Below are 14,649 nucleotides of genomic sequence, written 5' to 3'. Positions count from 1 at the left end.
AGGTAAGCTGAAGTATCGTGACGAATGAACACTCCACTAATGCCCCGCGCCCAGTCCTTGTTGTGGACTTCGGCGCGCAATATGCACAGCTCATCGCGCGCCGCGTGCGTGAGTGCAACTTGTATTCTGAGGTGATTCCGCACACCGTCAGCGCCGAGGAGGTTGCGGCGAAGAACCCGGCGGCGCTGATTCTGTCCGGCGGACCGTCGTCGGTGTACGAGGATGGAGCCCCAGCCTTGCAGGATGGTCTGCTGGACCTGGGCGTTCCCGTGTTTGGTATCTGCTACGGGTTCCAGGCCATGACCAACGCCCTGGGTGGCACGGTGGCGAAGACCGGCCTGCGGGAGTACGGCCGTACCGACATGCAGGTCAGCGGCGGTAGCCTCCACACCGGCTTTGAGGATACGCACCAGGTGTGGATGAGCCACGGCGATTCCGTCTCTGAGGCGCCCGAGGGCTTTGATGTCACCGCCACCACCGAGGGTGCGCCGGTCGCCGCCTTCGAGTGCGAGACCCGGCGCATGGCCGGTGTGCAATACCACCCCGAGGTGCTGCATTCCCCTCACGGCCAAGAAGTGCTACGCCGCTTCCTCCTGGACTTCGCGGGCCTGGAGCCTACGTGGACAGCAGGCAACATTGCCGAGCAGCTGATTGAGCAGGTGCGTGAGCAGGTGGGGCCGGAAGGCCGCGCGATCTGTGGACTGTCCGGCGGCGTGGATTCCGCCGTGGCGGCAGCTCTGGTGCAGCGCGCCATTGGGGACCGCTTGACCTGTGTGTTCGTGGACCATGGTCTGCTCCGCCAGGGCGAGCGCGAGCAGGTGGAAAAGGACTTCGTGGCAGCCACCGGCGCGAAGCTGGTGACGGTGGACGAGCGCGAGGCGTTTTTGAACAAGCTCGCCGGCGTGACGGACCCAGAGGCCAAGCGCAAGGCGATCGGCGCGGAGTTTATCCGCTCCTTTGAGCGCGCTGTGGCCGGCGTGCTGGAGTCCGCTCCGGAAGGCTCCACGGTGGACTACCTGGTGCAGGGTACCCTGTACCCGGATGTGGTGGAGTCCGGCGGGGGATCGGGTACCGCGAACATCAAGAGCCACCACAATGTGGGCGGCCTCCCTGATGATGTGGAGTTCGAGCTGGTGGAGCCGCTGCGCCTGCTCTTTAAAGACGAAGTGCGCGCGGTTGGCCGGGAGCTGGGCCTGCCGGAGGAGATCGTGGCACGCCAGCCATTCCCCGGCCCTGGCTTGGGAATCCGCATCATCGGTGAGGTGACGGAGGAGCGCCTGGAGATCCTGCGCGTGGCGGATGCCATCGCACGTGCCGAGCTGACCGCCGCCGGCCTGGACAACACCATCTGGCAGTGCCCAGTGGTGCTGCTGGCGGATGTCCGCTCCGTGGGCGTGCAGGGTGACGGCCGTACCTACGGTCACCCGATTGTGCTGCGCCCTGTATCCTCCGAGGACGCGATGACGGCCGACTGGACGCGCGTGCCGTACGAGGTTTTGGAGAAGATCTCCACCCGCATCACCAATGAGGTGGACGGGGTCAACCGCGTGGTGCTGGATGTGACGTCCAAGCCACCGGGAACTATCGAGTGGGAGTAAGCTCACGCGCGTTGTGTGAGAGCTCCTGCCTTGAAGGAGAAGCCCCCGTGGGATCCGCGCCGCGCCAGGCGCGGATGTCCCGCGGGGGCTTTCCGCGTGCGCTGTGCGCGGGGCAGCTGAGCCCAGGCAGCAAGGGGTAGGGGGTAGGGAAACGTAATCCTTTTCGCGCGTTTATATTTCTTTAAGAAAAGGAAACGGTTATGCTCTCTCATGACGTTGTTTTCCTTTAAGAAAGGACCTTACTCATGGCTCGTAAGTTGTTCCGTGGGGCCGCGATTGTAGCGACCGCCGCGGCCTTGTCGTTCGGCACCGCAGGTGCTGCTTCTGCGCAGGGATCTCTCGGTAATCTGGGCGGCGCGATCGGCTCCTTGGGCGGTGGCGACCTGGCGGTGCCAACCGGCCAGAAGGTGCGCTTGGGTAACGTGGGCGGGCCGGCTTGGAATGCGGACGTGTACAGCCAGATCCACGGCGCCTCCACGGTCGCTCCTGGCGCGGAGGTGAAGGTGCGCGTGGAAATTGTTGGCGTGACCAACAATGAGACCGCCGTCCACGAGGTGGTGGACTGGATGCCGGCGGGCTTCACGCTGACGAAGGTGGAGACTTTCAAGAATGGCCTGCTGGGAAGCGCTCCAGCTGTCTTGAAGCAGGGCGAGTACTCCTCTGTGACGGAGAAGGATCGTCAGGTGGCACGCGTGTCCCTGAAGGAGGGTCTGCTGATCAAGCAGTCCGTCAAGGTGTCCCCATCGAAGCCACTGATCGTGGACTTCACCTGGAAGGCTCCAGAAAAGGAGGGCACCTACAAGAATGGTGCTGGCGCTCGTGTGGGAGCTGCTTTCAACAACTACAAGGTCTTCGACAATGGTCAGCCTGTGGTGGTGGCGAAGTCGGCACTGGGCAGCGGTTCGAGCGGCTCCAGCAACTCTTCGGGTTCGGGTAACACGGGTGGCGCTGGCGGGTTGGGCTCCCTGAAGTCCGCCTTCGGTAGCAGCTAGTTTTCCTGTCGCGACCCGGTGAGGGGTGCGCTGGGCGTCGATCTCTATGCACTAAGGGGATCGGCGCCCTCTTTTTATCGACGACGCAGGTGCGCCGTGCCATCAATGTGGGGGACGACGAGGTAGCTGTATCCTGCCGCAAGAAGATATACGACGCCGGCCGTCACCCACGCGGCGGTCGTCGAGCTGAAGTGCACGGTGGGCAGGGCCATGAGCGCGAGCCAGAGGGGGAGCAGCGGCATGACCTGGTTTGCTGACGTGCGATAGGTGGCGCCGCGGGCCTCCACGGCGGCGCGGACGTCGCGGCGGTAGGGGTGGTTGAAGATCAGCAGGAGTGCCGCGGCGGCGGTGAGGGTGAGTGCGATCATTTTGAAGCCAACACCGACGGGGGCTGCCGTGGCGGCGACGGCGAGGCCGAGGAGTGCTGCGCTGCCCACGCGGACGGGTTGTGGAGTGGTTGGTGTTGGTGGGGTCATGGGTGACCAGTGTAGTGGACGGAGGTGGTGTGTCGGGGCTGATTTGCCGCTTGACGGGGCGCAGGGGCTAGTTTATTCTATGTTTTATAGAACGGGTGTTCTAAAAAAATTCTACCACAAGGGCTTTCGTGATGATGCGGGGAGGTCAGTGTAGGACGTGGCCTGTACAACAGGATCAGTACTGATCATTGCGGATGATTTTCGTTGAGTGAAGGAGGATAAGCAATGGGGGTCGCACTCAATCATAATAACGAACACACGTTGGATATGCTTCGCAAGAAAATCCGGGGCATCGAATCAGCGGGGCAGGGGCCGCGGGCTGCGGACCTGCAGGTATCGTCGCCTGCGCCGGTGCCGCCGTGGATGGAAGATGTTCTGGATCTCGGCGGGCTGCCGCGTGGTGCCGTGACGCAGGTGTCTAATTGCCCGGCAGCGTTGGTGAGCATGCTCGCAGCACTCACCGCCCACGGAGGATGTGCGGCCGTGGTGAATCACCCCAACCTGGCGGTGGCTGCCGTGGAAGCGGCAGGTGGTGACATCGAGCGCTTGGTGCTGGTTCCCGATGCGGATCCGCACGCGGCGGCAGTGCTGGCCACGCTGGTTGAGGGGATGGACATGGTCATGTACAAACCCCCGCTGGGGGAGGTGGGAGTGAGCCCCACGTTTGCCCGCCCGGTCGAGGCGCGGCTGAACAAGAGCGAATGTGCCTTGGTGGTCTGCGGGGGACAGTGGCCGGGCGCGCGCGTGCACATAGACATGCACGTGAGCGGAATCGTGGGCCTGGGCCGCGGGAGCGGACGAGTGCGGGCTGTAGAAGTGGCCGGGCGCGCCTGGGGTAAGGCACAGCCACCGCGGCGCTTTCACGCTCACGTGGGTGCACGGTGGAATGACCCGGCAGGGGATGAGCTCGCAGCTCCTGAAGGCATGAGGGCAGAGCAGCAGGAGAGGATAGCCCGATGAGCGCGCTACCTGTGAGCAACGCCGCCCCTGCCCACGTGCACAGGCGAGTGACGGTGCTGTGGTTTCCGGACTGGCCGGTGTACGCCGTGGGGCAAGCCCTGGGCTGGAATGTTCTGGAACCGGCAGCTGTGATCGCGGAACACAAGGTGATGGCGTGCAATGCGGCAGCGCGGAGGTGTGGTGTGCGCATGGGCATGAAGCAGCGCCATGCGCTGGCCGCCTGCCCCACGCTGAACATCGCCCCCGATGACCCGATGCTGCAGGCGGCCACCCATGAAGATGTTGTGGCCGCCCTGGACAGTGTGTCCGCGTGCGTGGAGACCATCCGGCCTGGCCTGTTGGCCTTCCCCATGGGGTCCTTGGCGAACTTCTATGGATCGGAAGACGTGGCGGTGGAAAAGCTACTGGACGCCGCAGTGAGGATTAACGCTGATTGTCTCGCCGGAACCTCGGACGATGTGGTGTCCGCAGTGTGGGCGGCACGCTCGGGGAAGAACATACCGCCAGGGCAGGTCGGCCACTTCATCGAGCACCTTCCCTTGGCGATGATGAGCGTGGAACCGGCGCTGGACGCCCCCTATGCGTTGGTGCATACCCTGCAGCAACTGGGCATGAAGACCATGCGGGACTTTGCCGCGTTGGACCGGGCGGATGTAGCAGCACGCTTTGGCAGCGATGCGGTGCCATGGCACCGCATCGCCTGCAACGAGGACAGCCGCACCATCGCGCCACGAGCCCGCGAAGAGCACGTGGAGGTGCGCCATGAGGCAGAGCATCCCATCGCCAGCACAGAGACCGCAGCCTTCGTGGCACGCCACGTGGCATCGCAGCTTCATGCGGAACTGAGCGCTGCCGGTGACGCATGCCTCAGGCTCGCGGTGCGCGCCTATCTCACCGCGCCCGCAGGATACGAGGGGCCAACGGTCATCGAACGCATCTGGCGATGCCGGGAACCCCTGACAGAGCAGGACACAGCTCAGCGCGTGCGCTGGCAACTCGATGGATGGATCACCCGCCTCGGCTCAGTGCTGCACGATCAGGAGTACGAACACGTGCCGGCGGGTATCCAATGTCTCGAACTGGTCCCGTTGGACACTGTCCCCGCCGGAACCATCGATATGCCCCTGTGGGGCGGCCCCGACGAAGGCATCCGGGCAGCTCGCGCCGCCGCGGGCCGAGCCCAAGCGCTGATCGGGATGAATGCCGTGCAGCGCCCCATTCACCAGGGCGGGCGGGCTGTGGCCGGCCGCATCGTGACGGTGCCCTACGGGGAGGAGGATCCCGAGGCAATCACAGCCCTGCCCACCCGTGCGTGGGAAGGGCAGCTGATCTCGCCTCTGCCGGCGCTGATCGGAACGCCTGCGGCGGCGCCCGCGGACAGCAACGCCCCTGCCGTACACCCCGCTGCGCGTGTGCAGGTTGTAGACAGTGACGGCACCGCGCTGTACGTGACGGGACGGGGCATGCTGAGTGCCCGCCCGTCCACCCTCCAGTGGGGTGCTCGCCGCTACACCATCACAGGGTGGGCAGGGCCGTGGCCCGTCGATGAACAGTGGTGGGCCGAAGGAAAACGCTACGCGCGCCTGCAAGTCAGCGCCGAAGATGCCGACGGTACCACCAGCGCATACCTACTTGTCAGCAAAGGAACACAGTGGAGGATAGAAGCAACATACTGAAAAAGCGGGCCACCACCGCAGTGATAGCCTAAACACATGCCCACACAGAGAAACCCCCGCGCAGGACAGTGCGTCACCCCACCCGGTGCGCGCACAGACGTGAGCGAGAATCTTGACGCAGCCACACTGTGCTCGTCAGGATCGAATGAGCCTCTGCCGGGCACGGCCAAACCCGGCCGTGTTGTCCTCGCACTGGAACACTTCGGGGGATGGGGACGGGACATCCTCGACGGGGAAGCGCTCGGCGAAGAGCTCACAGCCCAGGTGAAGGCCTACCTCGCCGAGCATGGGGCCCAACTACAGTTCATTCGCAAGCCGGGCAAAGCCGGTCAAGAGCGCCAAGAAAGAAGCACCCGCAGCCTCTACATCGCATGGTGCACCGGCACTACGGACAGCACCCCAGTGCTTGAGCGCCTCGAGATCACCGAGCCTGCCGACCTTCTCAGCGTTGACCTCAGCCAGCCTGGGAACACACCAGGAGCCGAACGCGAAGATGGCTCCCTGCTGCTGGTATGCACCCATGGAAAACGAGACCGCTGCTGCGCCGTCTTCGGGCGGCCCGTCGCCCTGGAGCTCGCGCAACGCTACTCCAACGTGTGGGAATCCTCCCACACAAAAGGCCACCGCTTCGCCCCGTCCATGATCCTGCTGCCCAGCAACTACTCCTACGGGCACCTCACCACAGACCAAGCCGCCGCCGTCCTGGACGCCGCAGCCACCAACCGCATCGCTCTCACCGGCAACCGCGGGAAGGGAACCCTGGATCCCGCCAGCCAAGTGGCCGAACTCGCAGTCCTCACCGAGTTGACCGACGACCACACGGTGGATGCCGACCTCCTGAACGTCTACCGCCCAGGTGACACCACCCCAGCACACCTGGCAGGAAAAGGGCCCAAAGAAAAGGAACGCACCACCCGTACTGTGGAGCTGGATACCGACACAGCAGAGCTGGGTGCGGACAGTGCTACGCCGACGCGGTGGACGGTGCACCTCGAACAGCAGGTCGTGGGCCCCGTCATCAGCTCCTGTGGCGACCCCTCCAAAAACTCCACCGTATGGGTTCCCGTCAGCGTGACTCCGCTGCCCTGATTGGACCTGGCTGCGCCGATTGGACCCGGCTGCGCCGAGAGGACTAGAACCGCACGGGTCCTAGAGCGAAAACTCCTCACGGAACGCCGCCACACTCCGGCGCGTCAACACCGCGCCGCCCAGTCCATAACGCTCCAACTGGCCCAGCGTCATACCGGTCTTCGCAGCCACATGGAACAGCGAGCGAAGCAGCCACTGTGGCTCCTGATCCCCAATGTTCACCAGGGAGACGGTGGTGCCGTCCTCTGAGAAGTTCAACTCCGTAATGCGAGCCAGCATGGCCTCCAACAAGTCCTCGGGGGTTTCACCCAACACCACGCCGGTCTCTACCGTCAGCACCGTATTGTGAACGGTCATATCCACGCGGTCACCCTTCCAGTCGAAGGATGCATGCCGCACTCCCTCGCCGGAATCCACCAACGTCTCACGCCAGTCATCACCGCCCACGAATGTTTGCGCCAAACGCTCAGGATTCACCGGCTCAAGATCATCAGACTGGGGCAGAAGGTGGAAGGCATTGCCGTGCGTCGCCAGCGGCTCCAGCTGCGCACTGACGGACTCCAACGAGCGCACCGCCGCCGGATCCACCAGCGCCGTGCCATCAATGAACTCGTTCGGATTGCCCGGAAGCCCCGCGCGCACCTCGGCCACAACCTCAGCGGTACGATCCACCTCGGCACCAGGCCACACAGACTCTGCATAGCGAGCAACACCCACGGCACCGCCCGCAGCGTGCAAAATCCAATCACTGAGCTGTGCAACCGTCCAGCCGGCAGAACCCAACAGCAGAGTATCCGCGCTCACGCGGTGGTTGCCTCGAGCATCCTTCGCCACCTGCAAACGCGGCCACGAGAAATTCGCATTCCACTCATTGACCGCAAGGTTGACCTCAAGATCCTCCTCGCCGGAAATGGTGCCCAACCAGTGAGTGGTCGCACGCACACGCAAAGGATTGGTCTCCACAGCGGCATGGAGCATCACGTCAGGACACTCAAAACCAGAAATCTCAAAGGCACAGCTGGACACCGGGGTGATCCGCAGTCCAGTGGTAATGGCCGCGGTTAATAACAGCTCCGCGACCTTCTGTTGCGTAGGAGCCTCTTCAGCTTGACCGGCACGGTCCTGTTCAGCACGCGCCTGATTCTTGCTGTCTTTACCAAAACCCAGCATTAGTATCCTTTGTTGCTTTTCCTTCACGCTGTCGGCCCATGGTCACGGGCACGAACCTTATGCACAAGCCCTATGCAGCCTTATGGACACGCCTCGGCACAAGGTTTTCATGAATACGCCACAGTCTACTAGGCACTTTGCCTCCGTAACGAACCGGCTGTCTCCAGATCGCGCCGGGAAGGAGGGGAACCGTGGGCGTCGTCAATAAAAATAAAGATCCGCGTGCCCTCACAAGGACAACGCGGATCCACAACGGCGATCGGTGGCGATCAGCAGCGACTAGCGGCGCATGACCTTCTTCGCCAGCCAGTTACCGAACAGCTGAGCCACCTGGACGATCACGATGATCACCGCAACGGCGAACCACGTGACCTGGTCGTTAAAGGCGCGGTAACCGTAGACGATGGCGAAGTCACCCAGACCGCCACCGCCGATGTAACCGGCCATCGCGGACATATCCACAATCGCAATGAACATGAACGTGAATCCCAGAATCAGCGGCCCCAGAGCCTCCGGGATAATCACGGACCAAATGATGCGGAACGGGGAGGCACCCATCGCCTTGGCGGCCTCGATCACACCAGGATCAATCGTCACCAAGTTCTGCTCCACAATGCGGGCAGCGCCGAACGTCGCGGCAATCACAATGCCCACAATCGCGGCCTTCGTGCCGATACGCGTGTCCACAATCAGCTCCGTCAACGGGCCAATCGCCGTCATCAAAATGATCGTAGGGATCGGGCGCACAAAGTTCACGATCACGTTAATGATCCAGTACACAGGCTTATTCGCAAGAATGCCGCCCTCGCGCGTGGTGTACAAAATAATGCCCAGGATCAGTCCCACAAAGCCCGCGGCAAGCAAGCCCACGCAGACCATCAGCATGGTCTGCTGGAACGCCGTCAGGAACGTGTCACCGAGGCGATCCCAATCCATTTGTGCGGAGTACGTGGTGGTCATCGGATCTCCTCAATCTCGGTGTTGGTGTTCATCGTGGAATAGAAAGTCTCAATGGCCTGCTCGCCCTCCTGGGTGTGGGCAGTCAGGCGCAGGGTGAGGCGGCCAAAGGAGTGGTTTTGCAACGTGGTCACGCCACCGTGGACGATGTTGACGTCCACGCCGGCAGAGGAGAGCTCGGCCACCGAATCGAAAAAGCCGATGCCCTCGGCCATCGTGATGGTGAACAGGCGGCCCGTGCCGGAGTTCAGCTCCTTGGCTTCCACCTGGTCCGGGGTGTTGCGCAGGGACGTGGCCACGAAGCTGGCGGCCACCGGGGTGGTGGGGTTGGAGAACACGTCGTAGACGGATCCCTGCTCCACCACCTCGCCGTTTTCCATCACCACAACGTAGTCGGCGATAGAGCGGACCACCTCCATCTCGTGGGTGATGACCACGATGGTGATGCCCAATTCCTGGTTCACGCGGCGCAGCAGCTCCAGGACGTCCTTCGTGGTGGACGGGTCCAGGGCGGAGGTTGCCTCGTCCGCAAGAAGAAGGCTGGGGTTCGTCGCCAGGGCGCGCGCGATACCCACGCGCTGCTTCTGTCCGCCGGAGAGCTGCTCGGGGTAGGACTTGCCCTTGTCCTCCAGGCCCACGAAGTGCAGGAGCTCCTCCACGCGAGCGTTACGCTCGGCCTTGTCCATGCCCTGCAGCTTCAGGGGGTAGGCGATGTTCTTGGCGACATTGCGGGAGCTGAACAGGTTGAACTGCTGGAAGATCATGCCGATGTCGCTGCGCAGAGCACGCATCTTGGATTCAGGCAGGGAGACGATGTCCTGCCCATCCAGGAGGATCTGGCCGCTGGTGGGGCGGTCTAGGCCGTTGATCTGGCGCACCAGGGTGGATTTACCTGCCCCGGAGTAGCCGATGATGCCGACGATGGAGCCGCCGGGGATGGTGATATTGACGTCTTTGAGGGCGTGAACTTTCTTCTTGCCCTGCGTGAAGATTTTGTTGACATCACGGAACTCGATGGTGGTGCCCTTCGTCGTGCCCTGTGTGGTGTCATTCATGGTGTCCGCCATGGGTGCCTCTTTTGGTGCTTTCGTGTTCATACTGGTGTGCGGAGCATACCGCGTGGTGCGCACTGTGTAGTCCCGCGGGCGCGCTCGCTACGCGTGGCAAGAATCAAAAAGGTTAGCCGCACGGTTGTCGTGCAGGCTAACCCTTATGTTGCTCGTGCTGCGCCGGTAACTAGCCCTGGTCCTTCAGCTTGGCCTGGGTGTCCTCCAGGACCTTGTTGAGCTCCTCGCCATCCATCGTGACTTCCACGGAGGTTCCCTTGGAGGAACGCTCCAGGGCGTCCTGAACTGGCTTGGAGTGCCAGATCTCGACGAGCTTCTTCAGCTCTTCGTCATTCTGGTGCTCCTTGGTGGTCACGAAGCCGTTGATGTACGGCTGCGCGGATGGGTCCTTCGGATCATCCTTGGCGATGGCGTTGGTGGGGTCGATGTTGCCGGCCTCCAGGAAGGAGTTGTTCACCACGGCTGGGGTGCCGTCGTGGTAGGAGGTGGCGGTCTGGGCTGCGTCCACAGGTACCAGCTTGACCTTGGACTTGGAGTCGTCCACGTCGGCTGGGGTTGGGGTGAGCAGCCCCTCCTTCTTCAGGGTCACCAGCTTGTTGGCTGCCAGCAGGTTGATGGCGCGTCCCTGGTTGGATGGGTCATTCGGGATCACGACCTTGCCTGCCTTGGCAACATCATCCAGGGACTTTCCGTCCTTGTAGTACAGGCCCAGTGGGATGATTTCGGTGGCGCCGACCGGCTTGAGGTCCTGGTTGTTCTTGTTGTTGTAGGTTCCCAGGAACATCATGTGCTGGAAGTTGTTGACGTCGATTTCTCCGTCAACCAGTGCCTGGTTGGGGATGTTGTAGTCGGAGAAAGGAACCAGCTGGGCCTTGATGCCGGCCTTTTCTAGTTCTTGTTCGAAGACCTTCCAGTGTTCTTGTTGGATGTCGGTAGAGCCGATCTTCAGGGTGTCATCGGAACCACCGCAGGCGGTCAGGGCAAATGCGGTAGCAACTGCCACGGCGGCCGCGGATACCTTGCGACGTAGAGACATGATGTGTCCTCCTACTTAATGAAAACGTTGTTGCTAGTCAAATTAGCAACAAAACTAAAGATGAACAACTTGGTCTATCTATATCTAGCTGTGATGAAGCACTGATCGGATGCTGGCAGTGCTGCCATGATCGTCCCTCACCGTGTTCGATTTTCATTTATAGAACATGTGAGCTAACTGTGCTAGCCTGTCGTCATGTCAAAGAATCCGTCTTTCTCCAATGCTCGGCCGCTGTCCTGGTCGCGCCTTGAGCAGGTTCTTTCTGGCCGACATGCAGGTTCTTTGACGGCATTCGGAATGGGGGAGGGGCAGCGTGTTTCCCATTTTCCTACTGGCACGCAGGGGCAGGATGCTTCCCCGAAGCATCCCCATGAACATATAGTCGATTTTGCTGAATTACACGCGTGTAGTTCGTATAACTTCCTGCGCGGCGCCAGCGACCCCGAGCAGATGGTCGCCACAGCCCAGAAGCTGGGATTGACGGCCATAGCCTGCCTGGATAGGGATGGCCTCTATGGTGCGTCCCGCTGTGCGCTGGCCGCCGCGGAGGCAGGCGTGGATACCGTCTTCGGAGCGGAGCTCAGTGTGCAGTGGCAGGACTGCCCAGATACAGCCGGCCCCGCCACAGATGAGGGCACCGTGACCGTGCTGTGCAAGGGCCAGGAGGGGTACCGTCGCTTGAGTCACGTGATCACGGATGCGGCGATGGCCGATCGCGATAAAGATGTGCACCGCTATCCACCCCGCAAGGACATGGCGGCTGCTGCGGCGGGGCAGTGGTATGTCCTGATCGATTGGCGCTGGCTGCCCTATGCCGCGGAGCTGGTGGAGGATTTCGGGGCGGAGAACTGCCTGGTGGAACTGCAGCACACCATGAATCCCGCGGACTGGGACCGCAATGAGGCTCTACACGGGGTGGCCACGCGCTGGGGGTTGCGGGAAATCGTCAGTGCGTGTGCCACGTGCGCCGATCCCTCCGACGCCCGGCTTGCGGGAGCAAAAGCCGCCCTCCACCGCACGATGGACGTGGCAACAGCATTGCCGGTGACCGCCCCGACCGGCGGTCGCTGGCTGCGCAGCGGCCAGGAGATGCTCCAGCTGGCAGGGGACTGCACGTGGTTGGCGGAGGCCGTGGAGACCAGTGCCCAGGTCGCGCGGGAATGTGCGTTTACTTTGAACCTCATCGCGCCGAACCTTCCCCACTTCCCAGTGCCGGAGGGCTATACGGAGATGACGTGGCTGCGGCATCTGGTGGAGACCACGGGTGTCGTGCGCTACGGCCCCAGGCCTCACAGCGGGGCGCGTACCAGGGCCACGGCCGCGCAGACCAAGGCATGGGCCGTGATAGATAAGGAGCTGGCGGTGATTGAACAGCTCGGCTTCCCCGGCTATTTCCTGATCGTTCATGACATCGTGGACTTCTGCCACCGCAGCAATATTCTGTGCCAGGGGCGCGGGTCGGCGGCGAACTCGGCGGTGTGCTTCGCACTGGGCATCACCACAGTGGATGCGGTGGCCGGGGGCTTGTTGTTTGAGCGCTTCTTGTCCCCGGAACGTGACGGCCCACCTGATATCGATGTGGATATTGAATCGGGTCGCCGGGAGGAGGTGATCCAGTACGTGTACTCCCGCTATGGGCGGGATAATGCCGCACAGGTAGCCAATGTGATCACCTATCGCTCCAAGGGCGCGTTAAGGGACGCAGCCCGGGCGTTGGGCTATGCGCCCGGCCAGGTGGATGCATGGAGCCGGGGAGTGGAGGAACCCCCGGCCGTGGTGCGCCACATCGCGGACCAGCTGAAAGGCCAGCCGCGCCACATGGGTATCCACTCGGGCGGCATGGTGATCTGCGATCGGCCCATTGCCGATGTGGTCCCCACGGAATGGGCCCGGATGGACAACCGCAGCGTGGTCCAGTGGGATAAGGACGACTGCGCCACGGTGGGCCTGGTGAAGTTCGACCTGCTGGGCCTCGGCATGCTGGAGGCATTGCATCACGCGATCGACCAAGTGCAGGAACACCGTGGACGCACGGTGGAGTTGTGGCGCCTAGAGCCCACCGAGCCGGAGGTCTACGAGATGCTGTCCCAGGGGGACGCCGTGGGCGTGTTCCAGGTGGAGTCCCGCGCGCAGCTCAATACCCTGCCGCGTCTGCGTCCCCGGAGGTTCTACGACCTGGTGGTGCAGGTGGCACTGATCCGCCCCGGCCCCATTCAGGGCGGCTCGGTACACCCGTTCATTCGCCGGCGCAACGGGCAGGAACCGGTGACGTTCGATCACCCGTGCCTGGAGCCGGCGCTGACGAAAACGCTGGGGATTCCCCTGTTCCAGGAACAGTTGATGCAGGTGGTGGTGGATGCCGCCGGCTTCAGCGCCGCGGAGGCTGACACGCTGCGCCGGGCGATGGGGTCGAAGCGCTCCCCGCAGAAGATGGCGCGCCTGAAAGAACGCTTCTACCAGGGATTAAAGGAAGAAAACGGCATCGTGGGCGAGGTCGCCGATCGCCTGTGGGACAAGATCGTGGCCTTCGCCAGCTATGGCTTCCCGGAGTCCCACGCCCAGTCCTTTGCGGTGCTGGTCTACTACTCGGCGTGGTTTAAATACCACTATCCCGCCGAGTTTTGCGTGGCGTTGCTGCGCGCTCAACCCATGGGCTTTTATTCGCCGCAATCCTTACTAGCCGACGCCCGGCGTCACGGCGTGCAGGTCTTGCCCGTGGACGTGAACTTTTCAGGGGTCGAGGCAGATACCGTCGTGGCAGAGGCTGATCGTTCAGGGATAGGTGCCATACGTTTGGGGCTGGCGTCGGTGAAAGGGATCGGCGCGGACGTTGCCGAGCGCATCGTGCAGTCGCGATCCAGGGTGGGTACGTTCCGGGCGGTATCGGATCTGTCGCGGGAGGCGGATCTGCGGGTGGATCACGTGGAGCAGCTGGCGCGCGCGGGAGCGCTGGAGTCCCTGGGGCTCACGCGACGGCAGGCGATGTGGGCGGCCGGGGTGGCGGCGACGGAACGGCCGGGGATGCTGGCGGGGACCTCGCACATCAACAGCCCATCGCTGCCGGGGATGAGTGCTTTCGAGCTGACCGCGGCTGACCTCGCGACCACCGGCGTTACCCCGCAGGGTCATCCTGTGGAGCTGCTTCGGGAGGTGCTGGATCAGTGGGCCGAACGGCGCGGGGGCGTGCGCGTGCTGCCCGCCAATCAGCTGCTGGACGCGCCGGACGGCAGCCGCATTCGGGTGGCGGGGGTAGTCACGCACAGGCAACGCCCCATGACCGCAGGTGGAGTGGTGTTTTTCGGCTTGGAGGATGAGACGGGGCTAGCGAACGTGATGATCAGCCCAGGGTTGTGGGCGCGGCAGCGTACTCTGGCGCTCAGCACAAAGATCGTGGTGATCCGCGGCATTGTGCACAATGCCAACGGTGTGGCGTCCGTGACTGCGGACCTCATTGAACCGGTGCCGTTGCAGCAGCAGATGTATCAGGCGGTGGGGGATGCCCGGAACTTCCGCTAAAGGCGCTATACCGACTGGTCACACTCACCAGGCTGCACCAGGCCGGCTGGTCACAATATCGTCACAATACCGATACGGAACGACGAAGGAGGGTTGACTATCGGAGCGGCTC

Annotated in this window: 11 protein-coding genes; 6 read left to right on the top strand and 5 right to left on the bottom strand. The window is 62.9% G+C overall.

Annotated features, from left to right (window positions below; translation table 11 throughout):
• Window positions 1-17: 17 nt before the first annotated feature.
• Window positions 18-1,598 carry a glutamine-hydrolyzing GMP synthase gene (gene guaA, locus IAU67_RS07780; RefSeq protein ID WP_187767886.1) on the top strand — a complete coding sequence of 527 codons (1,581 nt, stop codon included), beginning with the start codon at window positions 18-20 and terminating at the stop codon, window positions 1,596-1,598.
• Between the two features lie 245 nt (window positions 1,599-1,843).
• On the top strand, window positions 1,844-2,590 hold the full coding sequence (locus IAU67_RS07775; RefSeq protein WP_151842105.1) for a hypothetical protein: 747 nt from the start codon (window positions 1,844-1,846) through the stop codon (window positions 2,588-2,590).
• Between the two features lie 74 nt (window positions 2,591-2,664).
• Here IAU67_RS07775 and IAU67_RS07770 read toward each other — a convergent pair whose 3' ends face one another.
• Window positions 2,665-3,066 (bottom strand): hypothetical protein, encoded by a 402-nt coding sequence (locus IAU67_RS07770; protein WP_151842104.1) that lies wholly within the window; start codon window positions 3,064-3,066, stop codon window positions 2,665-2,667.
• 225 nt (window positions 3,067-3,291) lie between these two features.
• Here IAU67_RS07770 and IAU67_RS07765 point away from each other — a divergent pair, with 225 nt between their 5' ends.
• From IAU67_RS07765 to IAU67_RS07755, 3 genes are read left to right on the top strand one after another with little or no spacing between them, the layout of a single operon-like run.
• The gene (locus tag IAU67_RS07765; RefSeq protein ID WP_151842103.1) at window positions 3,292-4,026 is read left to right on the top strand and encodes a hypothetical protein; all 735 of its coding nucleotides are present in this window, start codon (window positions 3,292-3,294) and stop codon (window positions 4,024-4,026) included.
• Complete coding sequence (locus IAU67_RS07760; RefSeq protein WP_151842102.1) at window positions 4,023-5,702, top strand: Y-family DNA polymerase; 1,680 nt, start codon at window positions 4,023-4,025, stop codon at window positions 5,700-5,702. The genes IAU67_RS07765 and IAU67_RS07760 overlap by 4 nt, the downstream gene beginning before the upstream one ends.
• 36 nt (window positions 5,703-5,738) lie before the next feature.
• On the top strand, window positions 5,739-6,791 hold the full coding sequence (locus tag IAU67_RS07755; protein WP_151842101.1) for a ferredoxin family protein: 1,053 nt from the start codon (window positions 5,739-5,741) through the stop codon (window positions 6,789-6,791).
• Between the two features lie 60 nt (window positions 6,792-6,851).
• Here IAU67_RS07755 and IAU67_RS07750 read toward each other — a convergent pair whose 3' ends face one another.
• From IAU67_RS07750 to IAU67_RS07735, 4 genes are all read right to left on the bottom strand, one after another.
• Window positions 6,852-7,961, bottom strand: a complete 1,110-nt coding sequence (locus tag IAU67_RS07750; protein ID WP_151842100.1) for a hypothetical protein — start codon at window positions 7,959-7,961, stop codon at window positions 6,852-6,854.
• A gap of 279 nt (window positions 7,962-8,240) precedes the next feature.
• Complete coding sequence (locus IAU67_RS07745; RefSeq protein ID WP_151842099.1) at window positions 8,241-8,921, bottom strand: methionine ABC transporter permease; 681 nt, start codon at window positions 8,919-8,921, stop codon at window positions 8,241-8,243.
• Complete coding sequence (locus tag IAU67_RS07740) at window positions 8,918-9,985, bottom strand: methionine ABC transporter ATP-binding protein (RefSeq protein WP_151842098.1); 1,068 nt, start codon at window positions 9,983-9,985, stop codon at window positions 8,918-8,920. Before IAU67_RS07740 ends, IAU67_RS07745 begins: the two co-directional genes overlap by 4 nt.
• 169 nt (window positions 9,986-10,154) lie before the next feature.
• Window positions 10,155-11,021 carry a MetQ/NlpA family ABC transporter substrate-binding protein gene (locus IAU67_RS07735; protein WP_151842097.1) on the bottom strand — a complete coding sequence of 289 codons (867 nt, stop codon included), beginning with the start codon at window positions 11,019-11,021 and terminating at the stop codon, window positions 10,155-10,157.
• 195 nt (window positions 11,022-11,216) lie between these two features.
• Between IAU67_RS07735 and IAU67_RS07730 the strand changes: the two genes are divergently transcribed.
• Entirely contained in the window at window positions 11,217-14,537 is a 3,321-nt protein-coding gene (locus IAU67_RS07730) for an error-prone DNA polymerase (protein WP_151842096.1), read from the top strand.
• The last annotated feature ends 112 nt before the right edge of the window (window positions 14,538-14,649 follow it).

Origin of the sequence: Corynebacterium zhongnanshanii (assembly GCF_014490575.1) — a bacterium.
In the GTDB taxonomy this organism is placed as follows: Bacteria; Actinomycetota; Actinomycetes; order Mycobacteriales; family Mycobacteriaceae; genus Corynebacterium; species Corynebacterium zhongnanshanii.
This window is presented reverse-complemented; position numbering and strand designations above follow the sequence as displayed.

Coding starts and splice junctions, on each gene's coding strand:
- IAU67_RS07775 (WP_151842105.1), top strand. CDS start 1,844: ATGGCTCGTAAGTTGTTCCGTGGGGCCGCGATTGTAGCGACCGCCGCG.
- IAU67_RS07770 (WP_151842104.1), bottom strand. CDS start 3,066: ATGACCCCACCAACACCAACCACTCCACAACCCGTCCGCGTGGGCAGC.
- IAU67_RS07765 (WP_151842103.1), top strand. CDS start 3,292: ATGGGGGTCGCACTCAATCATAATAACGAACACACGTTGGATATGCTT.
- IAU67_RS07760 (WP_151842102.1), top strand. CDS start 4,023: ATGAGCGCGCTACCTGTGAGCAACGCCGCCCCTGCCCACGTGCACAGG.
- IAU67_RS07755 (WP_151842101.1), top strand. CDS start 5,739: ATGCCCACACAGAGAAACCCCCGCGCAGGACAGTGCGTCACCCCACCC.
- IAU67_RS07750 (WP_151842100.1), bottom strand. CDS start 7,961: ATGCTGGGTTTTGGTAAAGACAGCAAGAATCAGGCGCGTGCTGAACAG.
- IAU67_RS07745 (WP_151842099.1), bottom strand. CDS start 8,921: ATGACCACCACGTACTCCGCACAAATGGATTGGGATCGCCTCGGTGAC.
- IAU67_RS07740 (WP_151842098.1), bottom strand. CDS start 9,985: ATGGCGGACACCATGAATGACACCACACAGGGCACGACGAAGGGCACC.
- IAU67_RS07735 (WP_151842097.1), bottom strand. CDS start 11,021: ATGTCTCTACGTCGCAAGGTATCCGCGGCCGCCGTGGCAGTTGCTACC.
- IAU67_RS07730 (WP_151842096.1), top strand. CDS start 11,217: ATGTCAAAGAATCCGTCTTTCTCCAATGCTCGGCCGCTGTCCTGGTCG.